The sequence below is a fragment of the Klebsiella sp. M041 genome, assembly GCF_059759695.1.
This window is the reverse complement of sequence record NZ_JCAXWU010000010.1, coordinates 145551-165297: the sequence shown is the minus strand read 5'-3', so window position 1 is coordinate 165297 and position 19747 is coordinate 145551. Positions and strand designations below refer to the sequence as shown.

General features: G+C 53.2%; 20 protein-coding genes, 3 tRNA genes and 4 pseudogenes. 15 read left to right on the top strand and 12 right to left on the bottom strand.

All coding sequences use genetic code 11. The annotated features are described in order from the left end of the window. The first annotated feature begins 290 nt into the window (after nt 1–290). The 6 genes from uvrY to AC6CWS_RS15205 all read left to right on the top strand — a co-directional run bounded on the left by uvrY (nt 291) and on the right by AC6CWS_RS15205 (nt 3822). The gene (gene uvrY, locus AC6CWS_RS15230) at nt 291–947 is read left to right on the top strand and encodes a UvrY/SirA/GacA family response regulator transcription factor (RefSeq protein WP_002911539.1); all 657 of its coding nucleotides are present in this window, start codon (nt 291–293) and stop codon (nt 945–947) included. Beyond that, complete coding sequence (gene uvrC, locus AC6CWS_RS15225) at nt 944–2776, top strand: excinuclease ABC subunit UvrC (RefSeq protein ID WP_130941599.1); 1833 nt, start codon at nt 944–946, stop codon at nt 2774–2776. The genes uvrY and uvrC overlap by 4 nt, the downstream gene beginning before the upstream one ends. 57 nt (nt 2777–2833) lie before the next feature. Next, nucleotides 2834–3382 carry a CDP-diacylglycerol--glycerol-3-phosphate 3-phosphatidyltransferase gene (gene pgsA, locus AC6CWS_RS15220; protein WP_004141115.1) on the top strand — a complete coding sequence of 183 codons (549 nt, stop codon included), beginning with the start codon at nt 2834–2836 and terminating at the stop codon, nt 3380–3382. 150 nt (nt 3383–3532) lie between these two features. Further along, nucleotides 3533–3608, top strand: a tRNA-Gly gene (locus AC6CWS_RS15215). A 40-nt stretch (nt 3609–3648) separates the two neighbouring features. After that, nucleotides 3649–3722: transfer RNA gene (locus AC6CWS_RS15210), tRNA-Cys, on the top strand. A 13-nt stretch (nt 3723–3735) separates the two neighbouring features. After that, nucleotides 3736–3822 (top strand) — tRNA-Leu (locus AC6CWS_RS15205). Between the two features lie 91 nt (nt 3823–3913). Here the strand turns inward: AC6CWS_RS15205 and AC6CWS_RS15200 are convergent. The 3 genes and pseudogenes from AC6CWS_RS15200 to AC6CWS_RS15190 all read right to left on the bottom strand — a co-directional run. Further along, nucleotides 3914–4057 (bottom strand): annotated as a pseudogene (locus AC6CWS_RS15200) (integrase); the annotation flags it as partial. Then, nucleotides 4056–4142: pseudogene (locus AC6CWS_RS15195) on the bottom strand (ArsB/NhaD family transporter); the annotation flags it as partial. The pseudogenes AC6CWS_RS15195 and AC6CWS_RS15200, both read right to left, overlap by 2 nt. Nucleotides 4143–4240: 98 nt before the next feature. Continuing rightward, nucleotides 4241–4507, bottom strand: coding sequence for a metalloregulator ArsR/SmtB family transcription factor (locus tag AC6CWS_RS15190; protein ID WP_065881114.1), 267 nt, complete (start codon nt 4505–4507; stop codon nt 4241–4243). A 16-nt stretch (nt 4508–4523) separates the two neighbouring features. Between AC6CWS_RS15190 and arsH the strand changes: the two are divergent. Further along, nucleotides 4524–5090 (top strand): annotated as a pseudogene (arsH, locus tag AC6CWS_RS15185) (arsenical resistance protein ArsH); the annotation flags it as partial. Between the two features lie 292 nt (nt 5091–5382). On the opposite strand, the gene AC6CWS_RS15180 reads toward arsH, so the two are convergent. Continuing rightward, nucleotides 5383–6315: a DMT family transporter gene (locus AC6CWS_RS15180; protein ID WP_498256413.1), complete on the bottom strand. Its 933-nt coding sequence runs from the start codon at nt 6313–6315 to the stop codon at nt 5383–5385. A 74-nt stretch (nt 6316–6389) separates the two neighbouring features. Next, nucleotides 6390–6716 (bottom strand): gamma-glutamylcyclotransferase family protein, encoded by a 327-nt coding sequence (locus AC6CWS_RS15175; protein ID WP_074442534.1) that lies wholly within the window; start codon nt 6714–6716, stop codon nt 6390–6392. 116 nt (nt 6717–6832) lie between these two features. On the opposite strand from AC6CWS_RS15175, the gene gcvA reads away from it, so the two are divergent. Further along, nucleotides 6833–7735 carry a transcriptional regulator GcvA gene (gene gcvA, locus AC6CWS_RS15170; protein WP_214456279.1) on the top strand — a complete coding sequence of 301 codons (903 nt, stop codon included), beginning with the start codon at nt 6833–6835 and terminating at the stop codon, nt 7733–7735. A 138-nt stretch (nt 7736–7873) separates the two neighbouring features. On the opposite strand, the gene AC6CWS_RS15165 is transcribed toward gcvA, so the two are convergent. Beyond that, nucleotides 7874–8425 carry a DUF1796 family putative cysteine peptidase gene (locus AC6CWS_RS15165; protein ID WP_065881118.1) on the bottom strand — a complete coding sequence of 184 codons (552 nt, stop codon included), beginning with the start codon at nt 8423–8425 and terminating at the stop codon, nt 7874–7876. 326 nt (nt 8426–8751) lie between these two features. On the opposite strand from AC6CWS_RS15165, the gene AC6CWS_RS15160 reads away from it, so the two are divergent. Further along, nucleotides 8752–9633: a dihydrodipicolinate synthase family protein gene (locus AC6CWS_RS15160; RefSeq protein WP_065881120.1), complete on the top strand. Its 882-nt coding sequence runs from the start codon at nt 8752–8754 to the stop codon at nt 9631–9633. A gap of 98 nt (nt 9634–9731) precedes the next feature. Further along, a complete protein-coding gene (locus AC6CWS_RS15155) occupies nt 9732–10400 on the top strand; it encodes a YecA/YgfB family protein (RefSeq protein ID WP_065881124.1) in 669 nt (222 codons plus the stop codon). 25 nt (nt 10401–10425) lie between these two features. On the opposite strand, the gene tyrP is transcribed toward AC6CWS_RS15155, so the two are convergent. Next, nucleotides 10426–11637, bottom strand: coding sequence for a tyrosine transporter TyrP (tyrP, locus tag AC6CWS_RS15150; protein WP_032428925.1), 1212 nt, complete (start codon nt 11635–11637; stop codon nt 10426–10428). A gap of 192 nt (nt 11638–11829) precedes the next feature. Here tyrP and AC6CWS_RS15145 point away from each other — a divergent pair, with 192 nt between their 5' ends. Further along, the gene (locus AC6CWS_RS15145; RefSeq protein WP_065881126.1) at nt 11830–12069 is read left to right on the top strand and encodes a YecH family metal-binding protein; all 240 of its coding nucleotides are present in this window, start codon (nt 11830–11832) and stop codon (nt 12067–12069) included. Nucleotides 12070–12105: 36 nt separating this feature from the next. On the opposite strand, the gene ftnA is transcribed toward AC6CWS_RS15145, so the two are convergent. Further along, a complete protein-coding gene (gene ftnA / locus AC6CWS_RS15140) occupies nt 12106–12603 on the bottom strand; it encodes a non-heme ferritin (protein WP_004203451.1) in 498 nt (165 codons plus the stop codon). 57 nt (nt 12604–12660) lie between these two features. Further along, nucleotides 12661–12771 (bottom strand): annotated as a pseudogene (locus tag AC6CWS_RS15135) (hypothetical protein); the annotation flags it as partial. Between the two features lie 242 nt (nt 12772–13013). Between AC6CWS_RS15135 and AC6CWS_RS15130 the strand changes: the two are divergent. Next, nucleotides 13014–13652, top strand: coding sequence for an RpiB/LacA/LacB family sugar-phosphate isomerase (locus tag AC6CWS_RS15130; RefSeq protein ID WP_023290273.1), 639 nt, complete (start codon nt 13014–13016; stop codon nt 13650–13652). Nucleotides 13653–13689: 37 nt separating this feature from the next. Here AC6CWS_RS15130 and AC6CWS_RS15125 read toward each other — a convergent pair whose 3' ends face one another. Beyond that, on the bottom strand, nt 13690–15111 hold the full coding sequence (locus AC6CWS_RS15125; RefSeq protein ID WP_065881129.1) for an MFS transporter: 1422 nt from the start codon (nt 15109–15111) through the stop codon (nt 13690–13692). Between the two features lie 147 nt (nt 15112–15258). Here AC6CWS_RS15125 and AC6CWS_RS15120 point away from each other — a divergent pair, with 147 nt between their 5' ends. Further along, nucleotides 15259–15510, top strand: a complete 252-nt coding sequence (locus tag AC6CWS_RS15120; protein ID WP_004203448.1) for a DUF2766 family protein — start codon at nt 15259–15261, stop codon at nt 15508–15510. A 37-nt stretch (nt 15511–15547) separates the two neighbouring features. On the opposite strand, the gene AC6CWS_RS15115 is transcribed toward AC6CWS_RS15120, so the two are convergent. Further along, nucleotides 15548–17110, bottom strand: a complete 1563-nt coding sequence (locus AC6CWS_RS15115; RefSeq protein WP_044524000.1) for an MFS transporter — start codon at nt 17108–17110, stop codon at nt 15548–15550. A gap of 14 nt (nt 17111–17124) precedes the next feature. Here AC6CWS_RS15115 and AC6CWS_RS15110 point away from each other — a divergent pair, with 14 nt between their 5' ends. Next, nucleotides 17125–17259: a hypothetical protein gene (locus AC6CWS_RS15110; protein WP_032428923.1), complete on the top strand. Its 135-nt coding sequence runs from the start codon at nt 17125–17127 to the stop codon at nt 17257–17259. A gap of 104 nt (nt 17260–17363) precedes the next feature. Here the strand turns inward: AC6CWS_RS15110 and AC6CWS_RS15105 are convergent, their stop codons facing one another. Further along, nucleotides 17364–17873: a non-heme ferritin-like protein gene (locus tag AC6CWS_RS15105; protein WP_032453399.1), complete on the bottom strand. Its 510-nt coding sequence runs from the start codon at nt 17871–17873 to the stop codon at nt 17364–17366. Nucleotides 17874–18765: 892 nt separating this feature from the next. Between AC6CWS_RS15105 and AC6CWS_RS15100 the strand changes: the two genes are divergently transcribed. Then, nucleotides 18766–19746: an arabinose ABC transporter substrate-binding protein gene (locus AC6CWS_RS15100; protein ID WP_004203441.1), complete on the top strand. Its 981-nt coding sequence runs from the start codon at nt 18766–18768 to the stop codon at nt 19744–19746. The last annotated feature ends 1 nt before the right edge of the window (nt 19747 follow it).

The window sequence follows — 19747 nt, the reverse complement described above, 5'->3', positions numbered from 1 at the left end:
TCCCCCAATTATTTAGCACGTTAATAATTGTTACATATTTTGCCTCGTATTTATGCGCTACGTAATCTGTTGTGTTTTTTGTGCCTTCTGTATGAGGATTGTTAAAAAATAAGCCTCGGGCAACTGATTGTTCGCAATGACTTTCCACTCAGTGTGCACAGACATTGCCATAAATGAGAGCCAAATCGAGGAGACGGCATTTTTTTGCCTTTTAAATTAGCAATAAAACCCGGTAATATGTGGGAGATAAAGTATCAGTAGCGTTATCCCTCATTCTGGAGATTATTCCTTTGATCAACGTTCTTCTTGTTGATGACCACGAACTGGTGCGCGCAGGGATACGACGCATTCTGGAAGATATAAAAGGGATTAAAGTCGCTGGCGAAGCCTGCTGCGGCGAAGACGCCGTTAAGTGGTGCCGGGCTAATTCCGCTGATGTCGTCCTGATGGATATGAACATGCCCGGGATCGGTGGTCTGGAAGCGACGCGCAAAATCGCGCGCTCGGTAGCGGGCACGAAAGTGATCATGTTGACCGTGCATACCGAGAATCCTTTACCTGCCAAGGTTATGCAGGCAGGGGCGGCAGGGTATCTCAGTAAGGGCGCTGCGCCACAGGAAGTGGTGAATGCGATTCGCTGCGTCGCGTCCGGGCAACGTTACATTGCTTCCGATATTGCGCAGCAAATGGCGTTAAGTCAGATTGAACCGGAAAAAACAGAATCGCCTTTTGCCAGTTTGTCTGAACGCGAATTGCAGATTATGCTGATGATCACCAAAGGTCAGAAGGTGAATGAGATCTCAGAGCAGCTGAATCTGAGTCCTAAAACGGTTAACAGCTATCGCTATCGGATGTTCAGCAAATTGAACATTCATGGCGATGTCGAGCTGACCCACCTGGCAATTCGCCATGGCCTGTGTAATGCGGAGTCGTTAGCAAGCCAGTGAGTGATGTTTTTGACGCAAAAGCTTTCCTGAAAACGGTAACCAGCCAGCCCGGTGTGTATCGGATGTATGATGCTGGCGGAACCGTCATCTATGTTGGCAAAGCCAAAGATTTGAAAAAGCGGCTCAGCAGCTACTTCCGCAGCAACCTCGCGTCGCGTAAAACGGAAGCGCTGGTGGCGCTGATCGCGCAAATCGACGTGACCGTCACCCATACCGAGACGGAAGCGCTGCTGCTTGAACACAACTATATCAAGCTGTACCAGCCGCGGTACAACGTGCTGTTGCGCGACGATAAGTCGTATCCTTTTATCTTCCTCAGCGGCGATACCCATCCGCGTCTGGCGATGCATCGTGGCGCCAAACATGCGAAGGGCGAGTATTTTGGTCCCTTCCCCAACGGCTATGCCGTGCGCGAGACCCTGGCGCTGCTGCAGAAAATCTTTCCCATCCGTCAGTGTGAAAACAGCGTCTACCGCAATCGCTCCCGTCCCTGTCTACAGTATCAGATTGGCCGCTGCCTGGGGCCGTGCGTGGCGGGGCTGGTCAGTGAAGACGAGTATGCTCAGCAGGTGGAGTATGTGCGGCTGTTTCTCGCCGGCAAAGATGATCAGGTGCTGACTCAGCTCATCGCGAGGATGGAGAAGGCGAGTCAGAACCTCGAGTTCGAAGAGGCGGCGCGCATTCGCGACCAGATTCAGGCCGTCCGCCGCGTGACGGAGAAACAGTTTGTCTCTAACACCGGCGACGATCTTGACGTGATCGGGGTTGCCTTCGATGCCGGAATGGCCTGCGTCCATGTGCTGTTTATCCGCCAGGGTAAAGTGCTGGGCAGCCGCAGCTACTTCCCGAAAGTGCCGGGCGGCACCGAGCTGGGCGAGGTCGTGGAGACCTTTGTCGGCCAGTTCTACCTGCAGGGCAGCCAGATGCGCACGCTGCCGGGAGAGATTTTGCTCGACTTCAACCTCGGGGATAAGACGCTGCTGGCCGAGTCGTTGTCGGAGCTGGCGGGGCGCCGAATTCATGTGCAGACTAAACCGCGCGGCGACCGGGCGCGTTACCTTAAGCTGGCGCGCACCAATGCCGCCACGGCGTTAACCACGAAATTGTCTCAGCAATCGACCATTCATCAGCGTCTGCAGGCGCTGGCCTCCGTGCTGGAGCTGCCGGCCGTGAAGAGGATGGAGTGCTTTGATATCAGCCACACCATGGGCGAACAGACCGTCGCCTCCTGCGTGGTATTTGACAGCAATGGCCCCCTGCGCGCGGAGTACCGGCGCTACAATATCGCCGGCATCACCCCGGGCGATGACTATGCGGCGATGAATCAGGTCCTGCGCCGTCGCTATGGTAAAGCGATTGATGACAACAAGATTCCGGATGTGATCCTGATAGACGGCGGCAAGGGGCAGCTGGCGCAGGCGAAAGCGGTGTTTGCCGAGCTGGACGTCCCTTGGGATAAACATCATCCGCTGCTGCTGGGCGTGGCGAAAGGTAGCGATCGTAAAGCCGGCCTGGAAACGTTATTCTTTGAACCAGAGGGCGAGGGGTTTAGCCTGCCGCCGGATTCGCCGGCCCTGCATGTGATCCAGCATATCCGCGATGAATCGCACGATCATGCGATCTCCGGACATCGCAAAAAACGGGCGAAAGTGAAGAGCACCAGCTCGCTTGAGAATATCGAGGGGGTGGGGCCGAAGCGTCGCCAGATGCTGCTGAAGTACATGGGGGGGCTGCAGGGGCTGCAGCAGGCCAGCGTCGAAGAAATTGCCAAAGTACCGGGCATCTCTCACGCTCTGGCAGAAAAGATCTTCTACTCGTTGAAACATTAGGGGCTCTGTAGCAACATAGGGCTAATTTTTACTTACAACAGATAGTTACCCGTCACTATGCAATTTAATATCCCTACGTTGCTTACTCTGTTCCGCGTCATCCTGATCCCGTTCTTTGTGCTGGCGTTTTATCTGCCCTTTAGCTGGGCGCCGTTTGCCTGCGCGCTGATTTTCTTTGTTGCCGCCGTGACCGACTGGTTTGATGGATTCCTCGCCCGTCGCTGGAACCAGAGTACCCGGTTCGGCGCCTTCCTCGATCCGGTAGCCGATAAAGTCATGGTGGCTATCGCCATGGTGCTGGTCGCTGAGCACTATCACACCTGGTGGGTCACGCTGCCGGCGGCGACGATGATTGCCCGTGAAATTATTATCTCCGCGCTGCGCGAGTGGATGGCGGAGCTGGGAAAACGCAGCAGCGTGGCGGTCTCGTGGATTGGCAAAGTGAAAACCACCGCGCAGATGACTGCCCTGGTGTGGATGCTGTGGCGTCCTTATCCGTGGGTGGAATGGGCCGGGATCGCGCTTTTCCTCGTGGCGGCGGTGCTGACGCTGTGGTCGATGTTGCAATATTTGAACGCGGCGCGCGGCGATTTGCTTGATCAGTGATCGTTTCGCCGTTATTTTCAGCAAACGATGCAAAGTTGCGAAAAATACCGTTGACTCACCGCGAGAGATAAGTAGAATGCAACGCATCGAACGGCAGCACAGTCTTCCAGACGATAACAAAATCAAGTGATTAGCAAATAACTTGATGATGCGGGAATAGCTCAGTTGGTAGAGCACGACCTTGCCAAGGTCGGGGTCGCGAGTTCGAGTCTCGTTTCCCGCTCCAGATTAACAGCATCGGCAGTAGCGGGTGCTTCAGAATTAAAGGCGCGTTAGCAAAGCGGTTATGTAGCGGATTGCAAATCCGTCTAGTCCGGTTCGACTCCGGAACGCGCCTCCACTTTATATCCCGAGCCCGGATGGTGGAATCGGTAGACACAAGGGATTTAAAATCCCTCGGCGTTCGCGCTGTGTGGGTTCAAGTCCCACTCCGGGTACCATTGGGAAATATAGAATAATCAAAGCAATAAGCAGTGTCGTGAAACCACCTACGGGTGGTTTTTTTGTTTCAAAACCACCCATTCCATCATATCACTTCAAAATATTTTTCCTTTCCACCTGCCCATCTACAACCGGAACTACCGCAATTTTTCTGACATACCGGGCAGTTTGCTCAACGTTCTTGTGCCCTGATATTGCCTGTTTCTCGTACAGATTGCCCTGAAGGTCAGATACTCGAGCTCCAGCCAATACTCAGGCCACTGGGTTGCCGGATCACAAGTACCAGCGTCAGTAAAAATATACTGCCTGCTAAAAGCATTTCAGACTTCGTTATATATGATTATATAAATGTGTTTTTCTTTCTCAGCAGGATGTACAGACTGATTTATCAAGCCAGTCACGCACATCCTCCCGCATTCACTGCCAGGACGTCGTGATTGTCTCAGCAGCCCAAGCCGGTATGTGAGGTGACAGACGATAGTGGATCCATTTGCCTTCACGACGGTCCTGAACCAGCCCAGCCATGCGAAGGATAGTCATATGTCGTGAGATTTTGGGCTGCGATTCGGAAATAGCCGCGCAGATTTCGCAGACGCACAGTTCTCCTGACTCCCGGAGAAGCATGACGATGGCGAACCGTGTTTCATCAGACAAGATTTTGAAAAGCTGAACAGGTTGTAGCATTTTTCACTCCGTTCCTTATGGCTCAGTAAGAGAGCGCTCCTACAGCCGCTTTGCCGCCGAAGAAGCTGGTCGCCTGCTGATGGCGATGGGCGCGGAGGTAAAATTCTTTAACCCCTCCGGTTTACCCCTGCCGGATGATGCGCCGGGCACGCATCCTAAAGTCACTGAGTTGCGTAGTCTGGTCAGATGGTGTGACGGGATGGTGTGGAGTTCTCCGGAGCGACACGGGGTTATGAAGGCGCAGATTGACTGGATACCATTATGAGAAGGCGCGGTTCGTCCTTCGCAGGGTAAAACACTTGCGGTAATGCAGGTCTGCGGTGGTTCGCAATCCTTCAATGCAGTGAACCAGATGCGTATTCTGGGCCGCTGGATGCGGATGTTTACGATCCCCAACCAGCCCTCCGTAGCCAAGGCATGGCAAGAGTTCGACGAAAACGGACGAATGAAACCTTCGTCATGGTATGACCGCATCGTCGATGTAGCCGAGGAGCTGTTTAAAATCACGCTGCTGCTTAAGGGACAAACCGGTTATCTTGCGGATCGCTACAGCGAGCGAAAAGAGAGCCATCAGGAGCTTTAATCCCGAGTCAATCAGGACAAAATATAATGTCTGTTCTTCATTAATCCATACAGCATAAGCTTAACAACGTCCGCTCCTGGCACGACGCGGACTAATTGTCCATGTTGAAGGTCCGCTGCGAGCGAGAAGCAGACATAGATAGGGCTAAAGCTTGTGCATGATGCATTAAGGATGATTTATTTTCTGCATGAGAACCTATAAAGCATTTTGGCAAAATTGGAAGTTAAATCAGCCATATATTAACTGGCTCGCTGACATCGTTAGATTACCTGTAACCGGCCGACAGTCATCTTTATTTGTTGACTGAACCAGTTAAAAATCTCAACCTGAACCAGGGCCAGCCGCTAACAACACTTATGCCACTTAGGATTAGCATCGATCCTGAAATAAACCCTGACTGTAGCTGTTCACTCAAAAAAAATACTGCCGTAATGACCCCAAATACAGGCGTCATGAATGAGAGAATACCGAGCTGTGATACCATGTATTTATGCATTAAACTGTACCAGGCTAAATAACTCAAAAAACCAACTATTGCGCTTTGAAAGATTAAACTAGCAATCCCGACGGCGCCAGGTTCAAAGTGATTCTGGTCGGAGAAATATGAATAGGCTGATAAAAGTAAAAAACCTCCTGTAAGTTGATAAAAAAGAGTAAGAGAAGCCGGCGCCCCACTAAGGGAGGAACATCGGACGAGTACGGTAGTGGCTCCCCATGATAGGCCTGCAAATAACCCCATTATGTCTCCTGCCAGAGTCTTACTGGAGCTATCATCTGGAGCCTTACCTGACAGAAACGCGACACAAATCCCTGCAAAAGCAATTGCTATCCCTATCCATTGTGGTGCACACAGCCGTTCATCGGGTCTAAAAAACTGTAGTCCCAGAGCAGCAAAAATTGGCGCGGTGTAGAGGAATACTGACATGTGCGATGCCGACGTATATCGCAGGCCTTCAGCAACAAACAGGAATTGAAAACCAAAAAGTATGCCCACTGCTCCCCCTGGAATTAAGCAATTAGCAAAATTTTCTAGGGACGTTTTTTTAAGAATAATTAATAAATATATAAGGCCAGCAGCAGCCCCACTTCTGATTGCTACTTGTAGAGCTGGAGAAATTTCATCGGCTACGCCTTTAATTGCGACCTGCTGTATTCCCCAAACTATACACAGTGAGGTCATGACTAGTGTGGCATATGTGTCAACCTGTTTTCGTTGTACTGTCACTTAATTCCCCATCAAATCGACTTATTTTTAGTGCCCAGGCCATTGTGTAACCTGCTCACTACAAGCCTCATAGTTTATGCTTTGAGCATATAGAGACATGATTGCACTGTCTGACCAGTAGATGTGGTTACCTCTACCGGAACCCGTTCATACTCAGGACCTTCGAACTCATCGAGTATGTGCCAGTGATTATGTAAATTCTCTGACGTAAAGAGAAAACCCTGTACACGATTACCGGAATCATCCAATACGATCCCCGGATATCCCATCTTTGCACCCCAGCCTTTATCTAATAAAGAACCACCAACGTGGCCTTCCTGCCATGTCCCCCCAATCTTTTCAAGAATATGAGCATTAGGTCGGCCAGGACCCAAGGTTCCGTAGACAAACAAGCTTTCCATCATTCCTCCGATTATCATAAAGCCAATGTGAATGTTTTATGCGCTAATTTTGATTTTCGGACTCTGGCCTGACAAATCATTTGTTCTCACAGTACGTGTGAATTATTATCACGTGTATGATATTTGATCGCCTCCCCCCATTGCAGACTCTGCGTGCTTTTGAAGCAACAGCCCGTCTCTCAAGTATGACACTGGCTGCAACAGAGCTTCACGTAACGCATGGCGCGATAAGCCGGCAAATCCGGAAGCTTGAAGAGCATCTGGGGTTAAAACTATTTTTCAGTCTGACCCGACAGATAATACTGACTCAGGAAGGGGCTGAATATCATCGCATTGTTACCCGCCTTCTGAGTGAGTTAATGATGGAATCTGAGCGTCTGCGCGGAAGGAATCCTGCAAAAAGTTTACGTGTCAGTACAACGGTTTCATTTGCCAGCAAGTGGCTGGCACCGCGTCTGAGCCGGTTCAGGCAGAGATATCCTGACGTTGATATTCAGCTGGATGTTACTGACAGTAATGTGGATCTGAATGATGGTCAGGTAGATGCAGCCATTCGTTACGGTCTTGGCCATTACCGCGACGTTTCGTATGAGCGTATCTTCGATGAAACTGTTACCCCCGTCTGTAGTCCGGGTTTTCTTAAAGAACAAAATGGTCTGACAGAAATTAAGGATCTTTCAAACTGCGTTCTTCTTCATGAATACAGAATGCTGGCGAACTGGGAGGCATGGTTTGAAATGGCCGGAGAAAAAAATTTTTGCTGCCATCACGGCCCCTTATGGACCCTTGGCAGCATGGCGACTGAGGCCGCTATACGTGGCGAAGGTGCGGCTCTGGGACGCAGTGTTCTGGTTGCAGATGATGTAGCAGCCGGAAGGCTTGTTGTTCCGTTTCCGCAATATAAACTTAAGGCTGAGCGGGGATACGATTTAGTTTATCGCTCGGATAATCAGGATTCATTTAAAATACGCATTCTGAGACAGTGGCTCTCTGAAGAAATGAGCTTGCTGGAAGATTGAATGGCCATCTTAAAATAGTTCATTTCTAACACGGAGCGGACTTACTCACTGGGTGTGAGGTCCGCTGTTAGCGAGGAGCGTAAGCTCTCAGTTGCTCTTTTAACTTATAAATACATGACTTACATATCGCTATCTTGATCACCAGGGCGTAGGCCAGTGCGTTATCGTACTGGTACGGACTTCAGGGAATAAGAAAACCTTTTTGCAAAAGGTAAATATTCCTTTTGCATCAAAAGATATGAATGAGCTATATTCGTTTTTGTCTAAAAAAGTCTGAAAATCGTCCCTCAGGCAATAGATGACCATCGCCGGGCAGGAAAAAATCCAGTCAAAAGGCAGAGAGATTTTTTTCAGATTAAATTTTTTCAGTGTCCACGACGTTAAACAATGGCTTCCTAATGACACAATATGCTTCACAGCCCATTGTCCTTGAGTTTCAATCCCTGATACAGGATGTGGCGGGATACATACATTCTCGAATGCCATTCTGGATGGTGTTAATCCCTTGAACTCGTCACTATTCATCAGCGATGCGTTAAGAAGTTGTGCTGATTCTGCAAGCGACTTGTCAGAAATTGCATGGTAATAATTTTTAAGACCGTCAGGATCTGCGGGGCGACCCAGTAATGTTTTATACGTAGACTTTATTAACAATATTTTGAGATATTTTTTCTGGATGTCATCTGCCATTATTTATCCGCTTGAAGCCATAGTGTTGCTTTATTTAATTGCTGCTTAAATATATAGCCATATAAATTGCGCGGGATTATGACAAGTTGATTTAAGATTGGCAATCCAGCAAAAAATAGCGACTGCAGGGCACGGCGTCGTTGAATATCCTCGGCAGGATCTGGTGGCTATCGATGCCTGGGCTGACGGCGGCAATCTCGCGAACGGGATCACCACGTAGTGGGAAACAATCCATTGTCACCGGCAATCGCTCATTTGTCCCAGGACAAAACGAACTCTCCCTGCTACTATCGACCGGACACTTCATCCAGCCTGCCGGAGGCATCATGTTCACAGGGCTTTGCGCATTTCCGCTGACGCCGCTGCATCAGCAAACTATCGATGAAAAAGCGTTTATTCGTCTTCTTGCTCGTCTTACCGATGCCGGAGTCGACTCCCTGGGCATCTTAGGCTCAACCGGCAGCTACGCCTATCTCAGTCGTGAACAGCGCAAGCGGGTGGTGCAGGTGGCGAAGGCGCATGCCGGGTCGACCCCGATAATGATCGGCGTCGGCGCCATCGCCACCAGCGAGGTGCTCCGGCTGGTGGAGGATGCCCAGCAGGCCGGGGCGGATGCATTGCTCCTGCCGATGATGTCCTATCAGCCGCTCTTTGCGGAGGAGATCTACGCTTTTTACGAGGAGGTCTGCCGGCATGCCTCGGTGCCGGTTTGCCTGTATGACAACCCCCGTACCACCCACGTGACGTTATCGGATGAGCTGCAGGGGCAGATTGCTGCCTTACCGGCCATCGCCTCGATAAAAATTCCCGGTCTGCCCGCGCCGCAGGCAAGCGAACGGGTGGCGGCTCTGCGTCGTCATCTGCCTGGCGGCGTGACGCTTGGCGTTAGCGGTGACGTTCGCGCGACAGCGGGCTTGCAGGCCGGCTGCGAGGTCTGGTACTCGGTCTGCGGCAGCCTCTTTCCATGTATCTCTCTGGCGCTGGTGAAAGCCATCCGTCACGGCGATGCGGCACAGGTGGCGGCGCTGAATAAGCAACTTGCGCCCCTCTGGCGGTGCTTTGACCGCTACGGCGGCAGCCTGCGGGTGGTCGCCGCCGCTGCGGCCATTCTGGGATTGTGTGATCCTGACTCGCTTCCCCGCCCCTTGCTGCCGTTAGGGGAGGAGGCCTGTCGCGACGTGGCGGCGGCGCTGCACGGGCTGGCCTGATTGTGTCGGGTCGACGCAGGCGCAATGGGCGCTGCCGGGTGGCTTTCTGCCGGCATTTCGGCTACTGTAGGCCCGATTTTTACCATGCGAGCCTGTGAATGAATACCGGACCTTTAAACGAAAACGAACTGGAATGGCTGGACGAGACGCTGGCGAAATACGCCACCGAAGGCGCTATTCTGGATGTCTCTGAACTGGATGGCCTGTTGACGGCGATCCTCTCGGCGCCCACCGCTATCGAACCCGCCCAGTGGCTGCTGGCTATCTGGGGTGGTGCCGATAATGTGCCACGCTGGGCCAACGACCGCGAGCGCGATCGCTTTGTCAATCTGACGCTGCAGCATATGAGCGATATCGCCGAACGGCTGGAGTCTTATCCCGATCAGTTCGAACCGCTGTTCGGCACCCGTGAAGCGGAAGGTCAGGAGCTGACCATCGTTGAAGAGTGGTGTTTTGGCTATCTGCGCGGCGTAGCGCTGAGCGACTGGTCGACGCTGTCTGCTGAACTTCAGCCTGAGCTGGAGGCGATTGCGCTCCACGGTAGCGAAGAACAGTTTTCCGCGCTGGATAATCTGACGGCGGATGAATTTATCGCCAGCATCGAGCGCATCACCCCGGCGGCGCTGGCGCTTTACCAGTACTGGATGGCGAATCCACAGCCGGAGGTGGTCCCGCAGCCGGTAAGAAATGAGACGAAAGTCGGACGTAACGATCCCTGCCCGTGCGGCAGCGGTAAAAAGTATAAGCAGTGTTGCTTAGCGAAATGAAAAAGGGGCCAGCTGGCCCCTTATTTTATCCCACCGCCGGTAACAGCCCGGCGACGATGCAGAACTGGATCGCTACGATGCCGATCCCGCACAGCAGGACCAGCCACAGCGCCGGGGCGCCGCCGGCCACCCGCCAGGCGGCCTGCGGATGCAGTCGGCGGCTCTTCATGACCAGCATGGCCGGTAACATCAGGGCCAGCACGGCCAACGCCACCCCGGCGTAGCCCAGGGCCATGACGAAGCCGCGGGGATAGAACAGGGCGAACGCCAGCGGCGGCAGAAAGGTGATCATCCCGCTCTGCAGACGCCCGCTGACGCTGTTTTTGCGCTGAAACATATCGGCCAGATAATCAAACAGCCCGAGCGAGACGCCGAGGAAGGAGGTCGCCAGTGCAAGGTCGGCAAACAGGTGTACGGCCAGCTCCACGTGCGGTGACGCTACCACTTCGCGGATCGCCTCCAGCAGACCGTTCAGACCGGCATGTTGCGCCAGCAGGGCGGTAAAGGCCGGAGCGTCGATACTGCCCAGCGTCGCCAGCTGCCAGAAAATATAGGCCACCAGCGGAATAAAACTGCCGATAATAAACACCCGGCGCAGCTTACGGATATCGCCCCCCAGATAGCTGACGACGCTCGGCACGCTGCCGTGAAAGCCAAAAGAGGTAAAGATCACCGGAATGGCCGACAGCGCCAGGCCTTGCTCAACCGGCAGCGTGAGCAGGTTCACCTGATGAATGTGCGGCATCAGCAGAGCCAGCATAATCACCAGGAAGACGATTTTGGCGCTAAACAGGAAGCGATTGAACAGGTCGACCAGCGCGGTGCCAATGCACACCACCGCCCCGCCGAGCAGGGTGAAGATCAGTACGCCGGCAGCCGGCGGCAGCTGCCAGTCCAGCCACTGGTTGAGGCTGGAAGCGAGTAATTCGCCGGCGCCACTGATGTAGGCTGCCGTGAGGGCGTACAGCAGAAACAGCATGCAGAACCCGGTGATCCATTGTCCATAACGGCCCAGATAGCGCGCCGCCAGGGAACCGAGCCCCATATCGGCAGGGACATGCTGGTAGACTTCCAGCAGCAAAAGGGCGGTATAGCACATCAATGCCCACAGGGTGAAAAGTAAACCCAGCGTGACGGTAAAGCCGACGCCTGCGGCGGCCAATGGCATCGCCAACATACCTGCACCGATTGTGGTGCCGGCTACGATTAAAATACTGCCCAGAGTGCGGTTCTTCACGCTTTTCGCTATCCCTACAGCAAATCACAATAATTTATGCCGCGCAGAGTAGGGGATATTGCGTCTTTCGTCAAATCAGGGTTACAAGATCTGTAATTAAAACTTTACAAGGTCGAAAGGATGAAAGCCTGCGCTGGCGCAAGGCGCGGGCCGTCGGTCTGGCCTAAGCTGGCGTTTTTTTCCGGAGGGGTTATGTCTTCTATTCATGGTCATGAAGTGCTGCAGATGATGCTGGCGTCGAAGGAGTGCTGGACGGTGGCTTCGCTGGAGGCGGCCATTCACCATCGCTTTGGCGCAGAGGCGCGCTTTCACACCTGTTCGGCGGAAAATCTGAGCGCTGCGGAGCTGGTGGCGTTTTTAGAGCAGAAAGGCAAATTTATTGCCAGAGAGGCAGGATTTACCACCGCAGAAAACAAGATTTGTCAGCATTGAAAATGCCGCGACGGAGAAGCGTCGCGGCGCGGGCAATTAATTCTGCGTATCGAGGGTGGCCAGCTCTTTGTCGATAAAGTACAGACCTTCACCGCTTTTCCCGGCGAGGGTCAGTTTATCAATTACCGATTTAAATAATTTCTCTTCTTCATGCTGTTCGGCGACATACCACTGCAGGAAATTAAAGGTCGGGTAATCCTGACTGGTCATAGCCGCGTGCGCCAGTTCATTAATTTTTTGCGTGATCAGCTGCTCGTGCTCATAGGTCTGGCGGAACAGTTCATCCAGTGACGCATACTCGGCAAACGGGGAGGCGATAGCGTTGATGCGCGGCAGGCTGCCGGTGTCGGTCAGGTAGTCGAACAGGCGCTGCATATGGGTCATCTCTTCCTGGGCATGGCGACGCAGGAAGGCCGCAGCCCCTTCAAAACTATGGTAACTGCACCAGGCGCTCATCTGCTGATAAAGAAGAGAAGAATAGAGTTCAAGATTCATCTGTTCATTCAGTTTGTCGATCATTTCCGTTTTCAGCATCGTCGCGCTCCTGGAATTAAAATATAGATGTTATCGGCTGCCACTATAATTTGTTATTTAATTATTTGCAAAAAGTAAATTTAAAAAGATTTTATTTAAAATGCTAATGGGAATAACACGCATTGGCAGTTTAATAATAAATGAGAATGGTTTTAATTTATTATTGGTTTTTTGCGGAGGCGAAATGACTGCCTCTGCGGATTGCGAGGCGGGGAGCGCCAGGCGGAGTCGTCCTGATGAGGGGGCGACACCCTAACCTGAGCGGCAGAGGCGGCGAAAGTGTGAAGCGCTGCGTAATTTTTAAAACAACTTTTCATAAAATTTGAAAGTTTGTTTTCCAGGTGGTAGAGTGCAGTCAACGCCAATGACATTCTGCGGGCAGGCCCGCACAGCATTCAGGAGAGTAAACCATGAAGATTGCACTGATGATGGAGAACAGCCAGGCGAACAAAAACGCCATCATCCTCAAGGAGCTTAACGCGGTTGCCGACGAAAAAGGATTTCCGGTCTATAACGTCGGTATGAGCGATGAGAACGATCATCATCTGACCTATATTCACCTCGGGATCATGGCCAGCATCCTGCTGAATTCGAAGGCGGTCGACTTCGTGGTCACCGGATGCGGTACCGGCCAGGGAGCGCTGATGTCGCTGAACATCCATCCTGGCGTGGTCTGCGGCTACTGTATCGACCCGGCGGATGCGTTCCTGTTTGCCCAGATCAACAACGGTAACGCGCTGTCGCTGCCGTTTGCCAAAGGTTTCGGCTGGGGCGCCGAGCTGAACGTGCGGTTTATCTTTGAAAAAGCCTTTACCGGTCGTAACGGCGAAGGCTATCCGCCGGAGCGCAAAGAACCGCAGGTGCGTAATGCCGGGATCCTCAACCAGGTCAAAGCGGCGGTAGTCAAAGAAAATTATCTCGATACCCTGCGCGCCATCGATCCGGAACTGGTGAAAACCGCCGTCTCTGGCCCTCGCTTCCAGCAGTGCTTCTTCGAAAACTGCCAGGATAAAGCGATCGAAGCGTTTGTCCGCCAGATCGTCGGGTAATCGTCATCAGGGCCAGCGCCGCTGGCCCTTCCATCCTCTACGATTTCTTCGCCGACACGCTGCTGCCTGCCGTTTTGGCCAGATGCAGGCTGTCGATCATCCCCACCAGACAAATCACCGCGATAAACACAAACGCCAGGCGAAAGCTGATCCCCGGCACGGCGGAAAGGTGCAGCCAGTCGCCGACCTGTTCACCCAGGCGAATGCCGATTGCCCCAAGCGTGATACCCAGCCCCACCGCCAGCTGCGACGCGGTACTGAACAGAGTATTGGCATCACTCATCTGCGCGGCGGGGACATCGGCAAAGGCCAGCGTGCTCACGCCCGTGAACTGGACTGAGCGAAACACCCCGCCGAGATAAAGGATCAGCATGATCGCCCAGACCGGAGTTTGCGGCGTGAGCAGCGCGCAGGCCAGCAGCGAACAGACGTTCAGCGCGCCGTTGATCAACAGCAGGCGACGAAAGCCCAGCCAGCGGATCAGCGGCGTGGTGGCGGGTTTAATCGTTAAATTGCCGACAAATACCGCCAGCACCAGCAGACCAGAGTGAAAGGGATCCATGCCGAACCCCACCTGAAACAGCAGCGGCAGGAGAAAGGGGACCGCGCTGATGGAGGCCCGGAACAGCGAGCCGCCGTACATCGTCACGCGGAACGTCGGCACCTGCAACGCCGTCAGACGAACCATAGGCGCTGTCGCCCGGCGGAAGTGGCGGATAGCATACGCCAGACAGCCGAAGCCAAGCGCGGCGAGGGCCAGCGTCGGCCAGATCTGCGGCTGACGATCGCCGAGCCGTTCCATCGCCGTGACCAGGCTGACCATCGCCACCGCGGTCGTGATAAACCCTGTCATATCAAAGGCGCGCCGCTCTGCTTCGCGGATATCAGGAATGATGCGCAGCGACAGGATAATCGCCGCGACGCCCAGCGGGACATTGATAAAGAAGATCCAGTGCCAGCTGGCGTAGCGGGTAATAAAGCCTCCCAAAGGCGGGCCGATAATAGGGGCCACCAGCGCCGGCCAGGTGAGGGTGGCGATGGCCTTTATCAGCAGGTGTTTCGGCGTGGTGCGCAGTACCGCCAGACGACCGACGGGGACCATCAGCGCGCCGCCGATCCCCTGCAGGATACGCATGGCGACAAAGATATGCATATCGCTGGAGAGGCCGCAAAAGATCGAGGCAAGGGTAAAAATGGCCAGGGCGAGGGTGAAGATAGCCCGGGCGCCGAAGCGATCGGCGATCCAGCCGCTGGCGGGGATCAGCACCGCGAGGGTAATCAGATAGGCGCTGATGCCGATATTCAGCTCGACGGCGGTAACGCCAAAATCTCTCGCCATGTCGGGCAGGGCGGTAGCGATCACCGTCCCGTCGAGAAACTCCATAAAAAAGGCGCCAGCCACCAGCAGCGCCGGGGCTGAAAAAGCACGTTCGTTCCCGGAAGAGATCGCGGTATTCATGTTGTCGCTGCCATCAAGGGGATCCTCGGCAAAGCGGCAGCAAAGGTGCCGCCAGCCACTCGGGTGGCGAAAAAAACCTGCCACGGCAGGTTTTATTATCGTTAACGATTTAGGGTACTATTACGCTCCTGAAAAAAGGAGTAATTAATGTCTCAACATCTTACCGAACACGACGAGCTGGTTTCCGATGTGGTTGCCTGCCAGCTGGTTATCAAGCAGATCCTCGACGTGATTGACGTCATCGCGCCGGTGGAAGTGCGTGAAAAAATGACCAGCCAGCTGAAAGCCATCGACTTCGCCAGCCACCCGGCTTCTGCCGATCCGGTGACGCTTCGCGCGGTGCAAAAAGCGATTGCCCTGATTGAGCTGAAGTTTACCCCGCAGGAAGAAACGCATTAATAACCGGCCCCGCGGGTGACCGACGGGGCCTTTTCCTTTAATGGGAAACCACGGTCTGCGTTGGCGCAGCCTCAGCGGTTTTAAACAATTTGCTGTTGCCCCAGCACTCTTCGTAGCGATGGCCAACCAGATCCTCAACGATTGCCCGCACCTCCGGCGCAATATCACTGATTTTACCGCCCGCTTTAATCCGCGCGACTTCCTGCAGGACCACCAGATGGGCTTTACGGTCCAGTTTCATCTGCTTACTGAAGACGATGGCGGCCAGGGCTAAGGCGACGACACCGACGCAGAATACCACCGCGATGGCGGTCACAGCGCTTTCCGGTTGGCTGTGCGCTTTTGACTGGAAACCGTAAAAGCTCAGGATGGCCCCCATCGAAAACACCACAATCGAGCGCAGAATTTTCCCTGAGAAGGTCATGGCGCCGGCATAGATCCCTTCCCGACGACGTCCGGTGTAGATCTCGTCGACATCGGCGAGGAAGGTGTAAACGGTCCAGGGAATATAGTAAACCCCGCCGGTCCCCAGGCCGAACAGCACGGTAATACCGAACATCAGCACGGTCGCCAGGCCTGACGGCAGATGGAAGAACCACAGCGAGGTATACAGCAGGACTGCGAAAATCACGATCCCCAGCGCGAGGATATAGGGTTTGCTGAAGCCCTTTTTCACACACAGGCCGATAAACAGCGCGGTGGAGATCAGCTGCAGAATCGAGTTCAGGCTGTTCAGCCCGGCCACCATTGCCGGATCGTGCTGCAGAACGAATATCACGAAATAGGTGAAGATGGAGGCAAACAGCCATTCCGCGCCAAACCCGCACAGGTACATACCGAGATGTTTGCGGAACACGCGCAGATAAAAGGTGGAACGCATGTCTTTCGCCAGCGACAGCAGGGTGCTCAGCAGCCCCTTTTTCGCGCTGGTATCCACGGCTTCCGCACGCTCGCGCTCCCAGCTGCACAGCCACAGGCAGGTAATCGCGACGATCAGGATCGCGCCGTAGGTCAGCCCGGTGAGGAAGAAAGGGGTGGCGGAATCTTTGCCGTACAGCAGAATGAACTGTCCGGGAATAAACGCGGCGAGGAAGTTGGCCAGTTTGCCGAAGATGGCTTTATAGCCGGTGAGCTTTGAGCGTAGCGAGAAATCATCGGTCATCTCTGTCGCCAGCGTTTCATAGGGCACCATGATGGAGGTGTAGATGATCTCAAACACCACATAGGTGCACAGGTAGTACCAGAAACTCAGGCCCTCTACCCACAGCAGCGGGTAGAACAGCATCAGCGGAATGCCGATCAGCAAAAAGAAGCGCCGACGGCCAAAGCGCTTGCCTAACCGCGTTTTGCCAAAGTTATCCGTCAGATAGCCCATCAGCGGGTTGCTGATGGCGTCGATGATGCTGGCGACGGAGAAGATAAATGAGGCCTCGATCAGCGTCAGGCCGCAAAAGGTCGTATAAAAATAGAGTAGCCATGCCCCGCTTATCGCCAGTGCGCCACTCCCTAACAGATTACCGCCGCCGTAGGCTAACTGATGGCGTAACAAGATCGGTCTTCCCTGCAGCCCTTCAGAGGCTGAAGCCGTGTATCGAGCCATAAAAAATAAACCTCGTGTTTTATATTTTTGAAACACTGTTTTTATATTTCTTTGTGGCTCAACAAAAAGTGACCGCGCTCACTAATCCCCCCAAAGGGGTAACGGTGACGAGGGAATGGGATCGAGTTAAAACTTTTTTATTCTTTTGAGGAATAAATGGCAGGGGAGTATAACGATAACGGATTAATAAACAGGGCGGGGCAGCGCGAACGCGCTCCCCCCTGATCGGGCGAGAAAGGCCCTACACCTCTGATTAGTGGGGTTTCTGTGACGCTCCGACGAGGGCCATCAGACGGCGATCGGTCTGTTCCATACCGATCCCGGCTTTGTCGGCGTTGCGAATTTCCTCGAGCACGCTTTGCAGCAGCAGCCCATCCTGCTGCTGCTCTTCCGCCAGCCGGGTCAGAAAACGCCAGGTGTTGTCATCGCTCTGCGCTTTGGCTTCCTCGGCGAGACCGCTCAGCATACTGCTACGCTGGCGGTAATCGACCAGGGTTTGGGTAAAGAGATCTTCCAGCGAGGTACATTCGGGATTACAGGCGCGGTCGGGATTCACTATCGGCCAGCTGCCGGCTTTTTTCAGATAGTCAAATACGCGCATGGTGAGGGTGATGCTGCATTGCGCGCGGTTGCGCAAAAATGTCGCGGCGCCGTCAAAGCGATGCCGGGCGCACCACTCGCTTAAGTTCAGGTAAACGTTAGAGGCGTGGAACTCAAGGTTCATCTGGGTGTTTAGCTTTTGTGCCATTCCTGGAACTGCCATAAAAATATCCTTATTAACCGGGAAGGGGTTACTGGTGCGCGTCAGCGGTTCCTGCGGTCAACAACAGGATAAAAGAGTGGCGCGCTGCACTGTTGCAGAATAATAAAACTCTACACATTCCGTATGAGTCGGGTAATTTTTCCTCTTGCCGACAATTTTAGAATACTCGCTGAATGGAATTAAGAAAACTCTCAAGATGGATAATTTACGTTTTGTTACACGATTATTCCTGAATGACGACTGGCGGGGGATTGGCGGTGTAGACTGGGGCGCTAGCGCGGTGTGCCAGGTATAAGTTATAGGTATTTGACTACGAGATTCATCGTATAACGCAAAACTATAAGTTATTTCAGAGAGCAATGTTTCGTGGTGATGATAATTATTTTTATTTTTTGTTGCAGGTTTTTTTATGTAACCGGAATATCTTTTTTCAATTAGGAATAAATTACGCAAAAGATCCGTTTTATCGCGATATTAAACGGCCGACGCTGGACTGGCGACGCGCGTCTGCTGATCTTCAGCGCCGGCGGGCAGTTGACCGCCGCTGCGACCCCGTTAGCCACTGGATATAACAGTGCCGTAACCCTCTGTTAAACACCCTCTGACATCACAGGGATAAGCCTGCTGGTGGTATAGATGATCCTGCTATTCGCCGGTTAAATTGTATGACAATTATGTCTTTTTTTATGTCTTTTTTTGCTAAATCTATGTACGCAATTACTGTAATTCCGCGATGTGATAATGCTCTCGTATGGAGAAATAATTTCCGGGTATTACTACTCTAACAACGGCAGTAGGGAATGTGATTTTTCTAATGCCTTGTTTTGATGCTGATAAAAAAGTTAATTCCGATTTTTCCCTACATGAAAGCGAATTAAAGCTGGAGTTTACCATGCACAAATTTACTAAAGCGCTGGCGGCCATTGGTCTTGCAGCGGTTATGTCACAATCAGCTATGGCGGAAAACCTGAAATTGGGTTTTCTGGTGAAACAGCCGGAAGAGCCATGGTTCCAGACCGAGTGGAAATTTGCTGATAAAGCAGGAAAAGATTTAGGCTTTGACGTCATTAAAATTGCGGTGCCGGATGGTGAGAAAACCCTGAACGCCATCGATAGCCTGGCGGCCAGCGGCGCGAAGGGCTTTGTCATCTGTACCCCCGATCCTAAGCTCGGCTCGGCGATTGTCGCTAAAGCGCGCGGCTATGACATGAAGGTGATTACTGTCGATGACCAGTTCGTCAACGCCAAAGGTAAACCGATGGAGAGCGTGCCGCTGGTGATGATGGCGGCCAGCGAAATCGGCGCCCGCCAGGGGCAGGAGCTGTATAAAGAGATGCAGAAACGCGGCTGGGATGTCAAAGACACCGCGGTGATGGCCATCACCGCCGATGAGCTGGACACCGCCCGCCGTCGTACCACTGGCTCCATCGATGCCCTGAAGGCGGCCGGTTTCCCGGAAGCGCAAATCTACCGCGTTCCGACAAAATCTAACGATATCCCGGGGGCGTTTGACGCCGGTAACTCGATGCTGGTCCAGCACCCGCAGGTTAAACACTGGCTGATCGTTGGGATGAACGACAACACCGTGCTCGGCGGCGTGCGTGCCACTGAAGGCCAGGGCTTTAAAGCGCCGGATGTGATTGGCATTGGCATTAACGGCGTGGATGCCGTCAACGAACTGTCGAAGGCGCAGCCAACCGGTTTCTATGGCTCCCTGCTGCCAAGCCCGGATATTCATGGCTATAAAACCAGCGAAATGCTCTACAACTGGGTCACCAAGGGCGTTGAGCCGCCGAAGTTCACTGCGGTGACCGATGTGGTGCTGATTACCCGCGATAACTTCAAAGAAGAGCTGGCGAAAAAAGGGCTGTAAC